Here is a 9,727-nt window from a genome sequence, read left to right as displayed (position 1 = left end):
GTGGTCCGATGTGCTGGCCGCGTGGAGCGCGGCGTGGCCCGGCGCGGCGGCATCGACGCAAGACCCGTCGCAAACCCCACCGCCAGGCGCGCCCGCCGATGCGCGGTTCGCCGCGCCCGCGTGGTCGGCCTGGCCGTACAGCGCGTGGCGCGATGGCTATCTGCGCACGCAGTCGTGGTGGCGCGAAGCGACCGAGTCCGTGGCCGGCGTCGACCCTCATCGCGCCGATCTCGTGCGCTTCATGGTGCGGCTCTGGCTCGACGCGGCGTCGCCGGGCAATTTTGCGGCGACCAATCCCGTGGTGCTCGACGCGGCGCGCGCGAGCGGCGGCGCGAATTTCATCGCGGGCTACCGGCATTGGCTCGAAGACTTTGCCGCGCAGGCGCGTCACGCGGCAGGCGGCGCGCCCGAACCACTTGCGTTCGCGCCGGGTCAGGACGTGGCCGTGACGCCCGGCAAGGTCGTGTGGCGCAACGCGCTCTGCGAGCTGCTGCAATACACGCCGACGACACCGGGCGTCGCGCGCGAGCCGGTGTTCATCGTGCCGTCGTGGATCATGAAGTACTACGTGCTCGATCTGCAGCCGCACAACTCGCTGGTGCGTTTTCTCGTCGATCAGGGCTTCACGGTGTTCATGCTGTCGTGGCACAACCCGTCGCCGGACGAGCGCGACTGGCGTCTCGACGATTATCTGAACACGGTATTCGAAGCCCTCGCGGCCGCTCGCGCGCGTTGCGGCGACGCGCCCGCGCAGGCGGTCGGCTATTGTCTCGGCGGCACGCTGCTGGCGATCGCGGCGGCGGCGCTCGCCGGACAGCCGCAACCTGTGAACGGCGGCGCTTTGCTGCAAGCGGACGCGCTGCATACGGTATCGCTGCTTGCCGCGCAGACCGATTTCCGCGCGCCCGGCGAGCTGCGTTTCTTTATCGGCGAGAGCGAGCTTGCGGCGCTCGATGCGCTGATGGCGCGTCAGGGTTGTCTCGAAGGCGAGCAGATGGCCGGGACGTTCCAGTTGCTCAATACGCGCGATCTCGTCTGGTCGCGCGCGATCAACGAGTATCTGCTCGGCCAGCGTTCGAAACCGAACGACCTGATGTCGTGGAACGCGGATACCACGCGCATGCCGTACCGCATGCACAGCGAGTACCTTCGCCGTCTCTATCTGCACAACGATCTGGCGCAAGGGCGTTTTCGCGTGGACGGCCGCGCCGTGTCGCTCGCCGATATCGCGCAGCCGATGTTCATGGTGGGCACCGAGCGCGATCACGTTTCGCCGTGGCGTTCGGTTTATCAACTGCTGCACATGACGCGCAATCCGGCAACGTTCGTGCTGACGTCGGGCGGACACAACGCGGGCATCGTTTCGGAGCCGGGGCATCCGCGGCGTCACTATCGCTGCGCGAAGCGCGAGGCGGGCGCGCCGTGGCCGCCGCCGCAAACCTTCTTCGACGAGACGCCGCCGGTCGAGGGTTCATGGTGGCCGCGCTTCGCGCAATGGCTGCACGCACAGTCGAGCGAAAAAATTTCTGCACGCGCGCTTGAAGAGGGTCTTGCAAACGCGCCAGGCGTCTATATCTTCGAGCGGTAGGCGCGATCGCAGGGGAACAGAGGCCAAGCCGGGCTTGGTCATCCTCGCGTATTGCTAAGGAGTCCGTTGGATTGATGCGCGTGAAAAATCACGCCATGCAAGTGCGGACAGCCAAATCATTCTTCAAGTGATCTTCAAGGAGCCAGTCATGAGCCATATCTCGCGTCACGATCCGTTTTCGTTCGATGGTGTGCCCGATCTGTTCCAGGGGTTGTTCCGTCCGATGCGTAGTGCGGGCGCGTCCGAAGGTCAGGCGGCGAGTATTCGCATCGACGTGACGGAAAACGATGCGGCGTATACGGTCAAGGCGGAAATGCCGGGCGTCGCCAAGCAGGACATCGACGTGAAAATCGACGGCAATCTGGTGTCGATCGCGGCCAAAGTCGAGCGCGACACCGAATTGAAAGAGGGCGAACGCGTGCTACGGCGCGAGCGTTATTCGGGCAGCGTGGGCCGCTCGTTCACGCTGGCCGCCGACGTCGACGAAGCCCAGGCGAGCGCGAGCTATAACGACGGCGTGCTGACGCTGGTGTTGCCGAAGAAGGCGGCGGGCGCGAGCAAGCGTCTCGAGATCCACTAAATCCCGGTCAACTGGCGGGGCGTTTGTGACGTAAGACGGGCGGCGCACGGTTCGCGATTATTGCGAACCGTGCGCCGCATTTTTACGTCTGCAGCAACGATCATCTGGCCGTAACGCGACGAAACACGCTTGTAGCGAAACTGTACGTTTAGCCCGCTATGCTGGTCGTCACTGTGAGTTCTGGACAGGAGAGATTCGATGCTCAGTCACCACGAACTGGCCGCGCTGCTGCTGATCCGCGACGCGAACACGCCGCTGCACACGCTCGATTCCGATTTTCTCGCGCTGGCGCGCTACCAGCTTGTTGAAATGGACGCCGACGAACGCGGTTACGCACCGCGTCTCACGAGTCTGGGCCAGGAAGTGCTGCGGCGACTGACACACGACGGTCACGACGAACCCGACGACAGGTGGAGCGAAGAGGGCGGCACGGCGTGAGGCCCCGCGCGTGGAGATGGGCGATTCTGCCGCTGTCAAGGGGTGGATATCGGGCGCTACGCTCGTTACAAGCGTGTAACGAAATGTGAGGCGCTTTGCGATACAGTGCTGCCTTTTGTTGCAGCCCATCGAGAGTCCACGCATGAAAGTCATCGCCAAGCCGTTCGCCCGTCTGTCCGCCCTGATGCTGTGCGCCGCCATGGCCGCGCCGCTGGCCGCTGTCGCCGCTCCGCATCATCACACCGTGTGCCACACCGAAGTTCATCATCATCACCCGGTGCGCGTTTGCCACAACGTGCGCTGATCGGGCACTGATTCCGTTTCGACGGAGCATGCCGCACCGAGGTGCGGCATTTTTTTCTCCGTAATAATTCGTTATCCGAAGTAATTGGCTGAAATGGCAAAGCGCTGAATACGCGGTGATGTGATTTATGTCGTGTTTCGTGTGCATGCGCACACGCAACGCGCGCGATTCGCCGGGAAAATGATGCGTTCGCATCGCAAGACGACGCGCATCCGGCGTCGTCCCGCACTCACACAAGGTCGTCTACGGAATGAAGCAAGCCTGGAGTTTCGCGGTTGGCGCCGCGGTGTTGTTCCTGTCGTCCAGGTGTGCTGTCGCCCAGGAGTTCACGCTGTTCGCCGGTCCGCTCGTGAGCGGCTCAGACCACTCGTATTCGTGGGAAATGAATTACATGGAAGGCTTCGGCAAGTATTTCGCCGGCAGCGTTTCATGGCTCAACGAAGGCCATATTCCTGGCCATCATCGCGACGGGCAGAGCATTCAGGCGTGGGCGCGTTTGCCGTTCGACAACCGGCGTTTCGTGTTTTCTCTGGGCGTGGGGCCGTATCGCTATTTCGATACCGAAGCCGCGAAGCAGGGGCTCGGCTATTCGAACACGCACGGTTGGGGCGCGGTCTATAGCGCGCGGCTGACGTGGTACGCCAGCAACCGCTGGACGGCAAATCTGCAACTGAACCGCGTGGGCGTCGCGCGCGGGCCGTCCACCACGGCGCTCATGCTCGGCATCGGTTATCAACTGGACGCGCCGGACACGCCGGGGCCGCGCGACTTCGCGCTGCCGCGCACGCACGACGTGACGAACAACGAAATCACGTTGATGGCGGGCGAGACCATCCTCAACAGCCTGGAGTCGCAAACGTCGGCGGCCGAATCGATCGAATACCGGCGCGGCATCACGCATTGGCTCGACGGTTCGATCGGGTATCTGCACGAGGGGAACGGCTTGTCGGCGCGGCGCGACGGCGCAACCGCGCAATTGTGGCTCACGCGCGCATTTCTCGACGAGCGTCTCACGCTGGGTTTCGGCGCGGGTCTTTATGCCGCGATTCACCACGGCGACAACAGCGATCAGCGCGATACCGGCGACGGCATTCTGTCGGGGCTCGTCTCGGTTTCGGCGTCGTATCGGTTCACGCAGCATTGGGCGGCGCGCGTAACGTGGAATCGCGTGGTCACGCGCTATAGCCGCGATACCGATGTGATCCTGGGCGGCATCGGTTATCGCTTCTGAAGAAGTGTGAGGGCAGGTCGGGCGCGCCTGCCGAACAGGTGCGGCGCGCCCGGCCGCGATCAATTGCCGGGGCGTCCACCGCCGCCGCCACCACCACCGCCACCTCCGGACGGGCGATTTCCACCGCCGCCGCCGCCGCTGCCACGTCCGCCGCCGCCCCCTCCGGGCGGTCTTCCGCCACCACCGCCTTGTCCTTGCGGCCTGCCGCCCGCGTTATTGCCAGGCGGCCGTGCATTGTTGTTACCCGGCGGGCGGGCGTTGTTATTACCCGGCGGCCGCGCGCCGCCATGATTGGGCGGTCGATTGCCCTGACCTGAACCGGGCCGGTTGCCGGGACCACCCGGCGGACGTCCATGCGAGGGCGGCCGGATCGCCGGCGGCGGTCCCGGGCGCGGACCCGGATGACGGCTCCAGCGCGCCCGGTTGCCGTACCACGGCCGGTCACGGTAATAGCTGCCCCAATACGCGCCGAGCGAGAACGTGATGATCGGCAGGCCGATGGTCGGGCCGTAGTTCAGCACCGGCACGCGCGCGCCTTGCCACGGATACGAGATATACCCGCCGTACACCCAGCCGCGCAGGCCGGGCAGGCTGACGTCGCACCAGCTGAAGCCGGAGACGCAGCCCATCACCGCAATCGAAACGCCGCCGGGCACCTGCGCCACGACGGGGAAATCGCCGGCGGGACCGGCGTACAGATTGACGGTCATGCTCGTGAACGCCTGGGACTGCGCGAGTGCCGGCGCGGGCGCCGCGACGAGCGTGGCGAGTCCGGCGAGCATCGCACCGATGAGCTGTTTGCGCATCGCGGCTCCTTGGTGGTTGGAACTGCCCGGTGAAATTATTGAGACACAACCTTAACGGTAGCAGATAAGCGATTTAGGGCGCGGTTGCGCATGTTACGGGGTATTTCGACAGCGTCAGCACGCATACGGCGAATTTCGGGACATGGTCGGAACACCGCACCACGCGGGCGAGCCGTACGCGCTCGCGCAGCTTGTGCAAGAATCGCGGCTCGGCACGCCGCAGGACGCAGGCGCACCAAGTCGCAGCAGAAGCGGCAGCCGGATTCAAATCAGAAAGACGAGGAGCAGACCAGGTGATTCAACGCATTGCCAATTTCTTTACCGGCGTAGTCCATCGATTTTTGCCGGACCCACTCATTTTCGCGATCCTGCTGACGGTCGTGACCTTCGTACTGGCGTTCTCGCTGACGCCGCAGCCGCCCGCCCAACTCGTGATGATGTGGGGTTCGGGCTTCTGGAATCTGCTCGCCTTCTCGATGCAGATGGTGCTGATCCTCGTGACCGGCCACGCGCTCGCCAGCTCGGCGCCGGTCAAGCGCATGCTGGTCGCGCTCGCCGGCTGCGCGCGCACGCCGGGCCAGGGCGTGATGCTGGTGGCCTTCGTGGGCGCGGTTGCGTGCGCGATCAACTGGGGCTTCGGCCTCGTGCTCGGCGCGATGTTCTCGCGCGAAGTGGCGCGCCGCGTGCGCGGCACCGACTACCGGCTGCTGGTCGCGGCCGCGTACATGGGCTTTCTCACGTGGCACGGCGGCCTCTCGGGCTCGGTGCCGCTGGTCGCGGCCACCAAGGGCAATCCGATGGAAAAGACCATCGGCCTGATCCCGGTTTCGCAGACCATTTTCACGGGCTACAACGCCTTCATCACGATCGCGCTGATCGTCCTGCTGCCGATTCTCGTGCGCCTGATGATGCCGAAGCCCGAAGACGTCGTCTCGGTCGATCCCGCGCTGCTCGAAGACCCGCCGTCGGTCGAGCGCAAGCTCGGACCCGATGCGACTTTCGCCGAACGCATCGAGGAAAGCCGCGCGCTCTCGCTGCTGGTGGCGGCGCTGTGCGCGGTGTTTCTGGGCGTGCGTTTCCACGAAAAGGGTTTCGCGCTCGACATCGACACCGTGAATCTGGTGTTCCTCGCCGCGGGCCTCGTGCTGCACAAGACGCCGATGGCCTACGCGCGTGCGGTGGCCGGCGCGGCGAAGGGCGCGTCGGGCATCATGATCCAGTTCCCGTTCTACGCGGGCATTCAGGCGCTGATGGACCATTCGGGTCTCGCGGGCGTGATCACGAAATGGTTCGTCGATATCGCCAATGTGCACACGTTCCCGCTGCTCGCGTTCCTGAGCTCGGCGGTCATCAACTTCGCGGTGCCGTCGGGCGGCGGCCACTGGGTCGTGCAGGGACCGTTCGTGATGCCGGCCGCCCAGGCGCTGGGCGCGGACCTCGGCAAATCGGCGATGGCGATCGCTTACGGCGAAGCGTGGACCAACATGGCGCAGCCGTTCTGGGCGCTGCCCGCACTGGCGATCGCGGGCCTCGGCGTGCGCGACATCATGGGTTACTGCGTGACCACGCTGCTGTTCTCGGGCGTGGTGTTCGTCGCGGGGATGTATCTGTTCTGATCCGTACTGAAGTGTTCTGAAGTGTCCGCCAGGGACAGTCTGGACACTTCGAGAACACTTCGGACAGTGCAACAACGCCCGGCCCATGCGCCGGGCGTTGTCATTTCTGGCGGCGATGTTTCGCGAGAAAGTCGCGCAGCACGGCGGCGTGATTGTGTTCGGTATCGTGCGCGCCGTAGAGCAGCACGATGGGATGCTGCGCGCTGGCGTCGGCGAGCGGTTGCCAGCCCGCGCGGTTGGCGTCGAGTTCGGCGTGATAGCGGCGGCGGAATTCGTCCCAGTGCGCGGCGTCGGTGCCGCTCGCATGAAACCACTGGCGCAGCGCCGTGCTCGGCGCGACGTCCTTCGCCCAGGTCACGCCGGCGAGCGTCTCTTTGCGGATGCCGCGCGGCCACAGGCGGTCGACGAGGAAGCAGGCGCGTCCGTCGTCGGGCAGCGGTTCATACACCCGCTGGATCTCGATGGTCCCTTGAGTCATCGTGTGCGTCTCCTGGTGAGCCGTGGCGATACGCGCGCCTCGGTGCGCGGATGTGGGCGATGCGATCAGCGATGCCGCCGCCGAGGCTCCGTCCGCCGCATCCAGCAGCGCAGCGACGCGCTCGCGCAACGCGGGCAGCACGTCATGCTCGAACCACGGATGGTGCTTGAACCACGCCTGATTGCGCGGCGACGGATGCGGCAGCGGCACGCAATCCGGCCCGTACTCGCGCCACGCTTCGACCGTCTCGGTCAGCGACGCCTTGCGGCGCGCGCCGAGCATGTAGCGCTGCGCGTACTGTCCGACCAGCAGCGTAAGCCGCACCTGCGGCAGCAGCGCGAGCAGGCGTTCGTGCCAGAGCGCGGCGCACTCGGGGCGCGGCGGGTTATCGCCGCTCGCGCCGCGGCCCGGATAGCAGAAACCCATCGGCACGATGGCGACGCGTGCGTCGTCGTAGAACACGTCCTTGCCGATGCCGAGCCACGCGCGCAGACGCTCGCCGCTCGCGTCGTCCCACGGAATGCCGGAGGCGTGGACTTTCGCGCCCGGCGCCTGACCGACGATCAGAAGACGCGAGGTCGTGCTGGCCTGCAACACCGGGCGCGGACCGAGCGGCAACGCATCGCCGCACACGCCGCAGGCGCGGATGTCGGCAAGCAGACGGGGAAGTCGGGACAGCGTGGCGGAACGGGGCACGATCGACGAGAACGAAGCGGCGAAAAACGAAGCGGCGGCCGGCGCGGCCACGCTCGAAAAAGACGAAAAAATCAGTCTACCAAAGGCATCCGGCAAGCACGTCCAGATGCGCGTCGAGCAACACCTCAAGCGTACCCAAAATCCCCGCCCATCGCCTCCAAAGCCCATCCCACGCCAGAAATTGGCGCAGTGCGGCATCCGCGCGAAGCGCTCCGCGCTTTTCCTGTAACCTCGCCAAGGGTCGCAGATCAAGGAGCCCCCATGGCCGCCGAACGTGACACGACATCCCACGCCGAACCGCTGCTCGTCGACCTCGCCCTGCAGGGCGGCGGGTCGCACGGCGCCTACACCTGGGGCGTGCTCGACCGCCTGCTCGAAGAGCCGTGGCTGCGGATCGAAGGCATTTCCGGCACCTCGGCGGGCGCGATGAACGCCGCCGTGCTCGCGAGCGGCTTCGCGCACGACGGTGCGCCCGGCGCGCGCAAGGCGCTCGAATCCTTCTGGCGACGCGTCGCCGATGCCGCGCGCTTCAGCCCGTTCCGGCGCGGTTTCGTCGACATGCTGCTGGGCCGCTGGACGCTCGATCACTCGCCGATCTTCGTCGCGCTCGACATGATGGCGCGCGTGGCCTCGCCCTACGATCTCAATCCCGCGAGCGTCAATCCGCTGCGTACGATCCTCGCGGACACCATCGATTTCGACGCGCTGCGATCCTCGCGCATCAAGCTCTTCACGACCGCGACGCGCGTGAGCAACGGGCAGGCGCGCGTGTTCCGCAACGCCGACCTCACGCCCGACGCGCTGCTCGCTTCCGCCTGCCTGCCGACGCTGTTCCAGGCCGTCGAAATCGACGGCGAGGCGTACTGGGACGGCGGTTACGCGGGCAATCCGTCGATCACGCCGCTGATCCGCGAAACCGATTCGATCGACACGATCCTCGTGCAGGTCAATCCGGTGGAGCGTCTGGGCACGCCGCGTTCGGCGCGCGAGATCATCAACCGGGTCAACGAGATCGCGTTCAACGCGCCGCTCATCAAGGAGCTGCGCATGATGGCGCTGCTGCACAAGGTCGCCGATGCGGGCAGCGAGGAGGGCCGCCGCTGGGCGAGCATGCGGCTGCATCGCGTGCACAGCGACACGCTCGTGTCGCTCGGGTCGTCATCGAAACTCAACGCCGAATGGTCCTTCATGACGATGCTGCGCGACGAAGGGCGGCGCACCGCCGACGCGTTCCTCGCCAGCCACGGTGCGCAACTGGGCGTGGACTCGACCTTCACGCTCGACGAACTCTTCCACGGAGAACAGCCATGACCGCTGGCGCGCTGGCGCTCGGCCTCGTCGGCATGCTCGCGAGTCTCGCGCTGCTGATCTGGCTCGCGTATCGCGGCTGGAGCGTGCTGCTGCTCGCGCCGCTCTGCGCGATGCTCGCCGCGCTGATCTCGGGGCAGCCCGTGCTCGCGCACTGGACGCAGACCTTCATGCTCAGTACGGGCCGTTTTCTCGCGCAGTTCTTTCCGCTGTTTCTGCTCGGCTCGCTGTTCGGCAAGCTGATGGAGGACAGCGGTTCGGTCGACGCGGTCGCGCAATTCATGATCGACAAGCTTGGCACGCGTCACGCGCTGGTGGCCGTGGTGCTCGGCGGCGCGCTCGTGACTTACGGCGGCGTGAGCCTCTTCGTGGCGTTCTTCGTGCTCGCGCCGATGGCGCAGGCGCTGTTCCGCTCCGCGAATATTCCGCGCCGCCTGACGCCCGCGACGATCATGCTCGGCACGGCCACGTTCACGATGTCCGCGCTGCCCGGCACGCCCGCGCTGCAAAACGCGATTCCGATGCCGTTCTTCGGCACGACGCCGTTCGCGGCGCCGGGGCTCGGCATCGTCGCGACCTGCGTGATGGCGGGCTTTGGATGCTGGTGGCGCGGGCAGGCGGCCGCCGCGGCGAGGCGCAAGGGCGAGGCTTGCGTCGGGTGGTACGACGGTGGCGCCGGCGG

The 9,727-nt window shown here is 66.2% G+C and carries 10 protein-coding genes and 2 pseudogenes; 9 read left to right on the top strand and 3 right to left on the bottom strand.

The features are described from left to right. The 5 genes from G3N97_RS32730 to G3N97_RS32710 form a co-directional block, all read left to right on the top strand. Positions 1–1,588 (top strand): alpha/beta fold hydrolase (locus G3N97_RS32730; RefSeq protein ID WP_205997062.1); only part of this gene is annotated, 1,588 nt, incomplete at its 5' end. Positions 1,589–1,736: 148 nt separating this feature from the next. Continuing rightward, positions 1,737–2,168 carry an Hsp20/alpha crystallin family protein gene (locus tag G3N97_RS32725; RefSeq protein WP_205997061.1) on the top strand — a complete coding sequence of 144 codons (432 nt, stop codon included), beginning with the start codon at positions 1,737–1,739 and terminating at the stop codon, positions 2,166–2,168. 198 nt (positions 2,169–2,366) lie between these two features. Next, entirely contained in the window at positions 2,367–2,606 is a 240-nt protein-coding gene (locus G3N97_RS32720) for a hypothetical protein (protein WP_205997060.1), read from the top strand. Positions 2,607–2,748: 142 nt separating this feature from the next. Continuing rightward, positions 2,749–2,910 carry a hypothetical protein gene (locus G3N97_RS32715; RefSeq protein WP_205997059.1) on the top strand — a complete coding sequence of 54 codons (162 nt, stop codon included), beginning with the start codon at positions 2,749–2,751 and terminating at the stop codon, positions 2,908–2,910. Between the two features lie 250 nt (positions 2,911–3,160). Further along, positions 3,161–4,141, top strand: a complete 981-nt coding sequence (locus G3N97_RS32710) for a hypothetical protein (RefSeq protein WP_205997058.1) — start codon at positions 3,161–3,163, stop codon at positions 4,139–4,141. Between the two features lie 59 nt (positions 4,142–4,200). Here G3N97_RS32710 and G3N97_RS32705 read toward each other — a convergent pair whose 3' ends face one another. After that, a complete protein-coding gene (locus tag G3N97_RS32705; RefSeq protein WP_205997057.1) occupies positions 4,201–4,947 on the bottom strand; it encodes an SH3 domain-containing protein in 747 nt (248 codons plus the stop codon). 293 nt (positions 4,948–5,240) lie between these two features. Between G3N97_RS32705 and G3N97_RS32700 the strand changes: the two genes are divergently transcribed. Further along, positions 5,241–6,563, top strand: coding sequence for a TIGR00366 family protein (locus G3N97_RS32700; protein ID WP_205997056.1), 1,323 nt, complete (start codon positions 5,241–5,243; stop codon positions 6,561–6,563). 100 nt (positions 6,564–6,663) lie between these two features. Here G3N97_RS32700 and G3N97_RS39755 read toward each other — a convergent pair whose 3' ends face one another. Together G3N97_RS39755 and G3N97_RS39750 are read right to left on the bottom strand one after the other, a co-directional pair. Further along, complete coding sequence (locus tag G3N97_RS39755; RefSeq protein ID WP_241030976.1) at positions 6,664–7,041, bottom strand: DUF488 family protein; 378 nt, start codon at positions 7,039–7,041, stop codon at positions 6,664–6,666. A gap of 102 nt (positions 7,042–7,143) precedes the next feature. Beyond that, positions 7,144–7,737 (bottom strand): annotated as a pseudogene (locus G3N97_RS39750) (uracil-DNA glycosylase family protein); the annotation flags it as partial. Between G3N97_RS39750 and G3N97_RS32690 the strand changes: the two are divergent. From G3N97_RS32690 to G3N97_RS32680, 3 genes and pseudogenes are all read left to right on the top strand, one after another. Continuing rightward, positions 7,721–7,966: a hypothetical protein gene (locus G3N97_RS32690; protein WP_205997054.1), complete on the top strand. Its 246-nt coding sequence runs from the start codon at positions 7,721–7,723 to the stop codon at positions 7,964–7,966. The pseudogene G3N97_RS39750 and the gene G3N97_RS32690 overlap by 17 nt on opposite strands. 32 nt (positions 7,967–7,998) lie before the next feature. Then, complete coding sequence (locus G3N97_RS32685) at positions 7,999–9,048, top strand: patatin-like phospholipase family protein (protein WP_205997053.1); 1,050 nt, start codon at positions 7,999–8,001, stop codon at positions 9,046–9,048. Beyond that, positions 9,045–9,727: pseudogene (locus G3N97_RS32680) on the top strand (GntP family permease); the annotation flags it as partial. The gene G3N97_RS32685 and the pseudogene G3N97_RS32680, both read left to right, overlap by 4 nt.

Origin of the sequence: Paraburkholderia sp. Ac-20347, assembly GCF_017104805.1 — a bacterium.
Lineage (GTDB): Bacteria > Pseudomonadota > Gammaproteobacteria > Burkholderiales > Burkholderiaceae > Paraburkholderia > Paraburkholderia tropica.
This window is presented reverse-complemented; position numbering and strand designations above follow the sequence as displayed.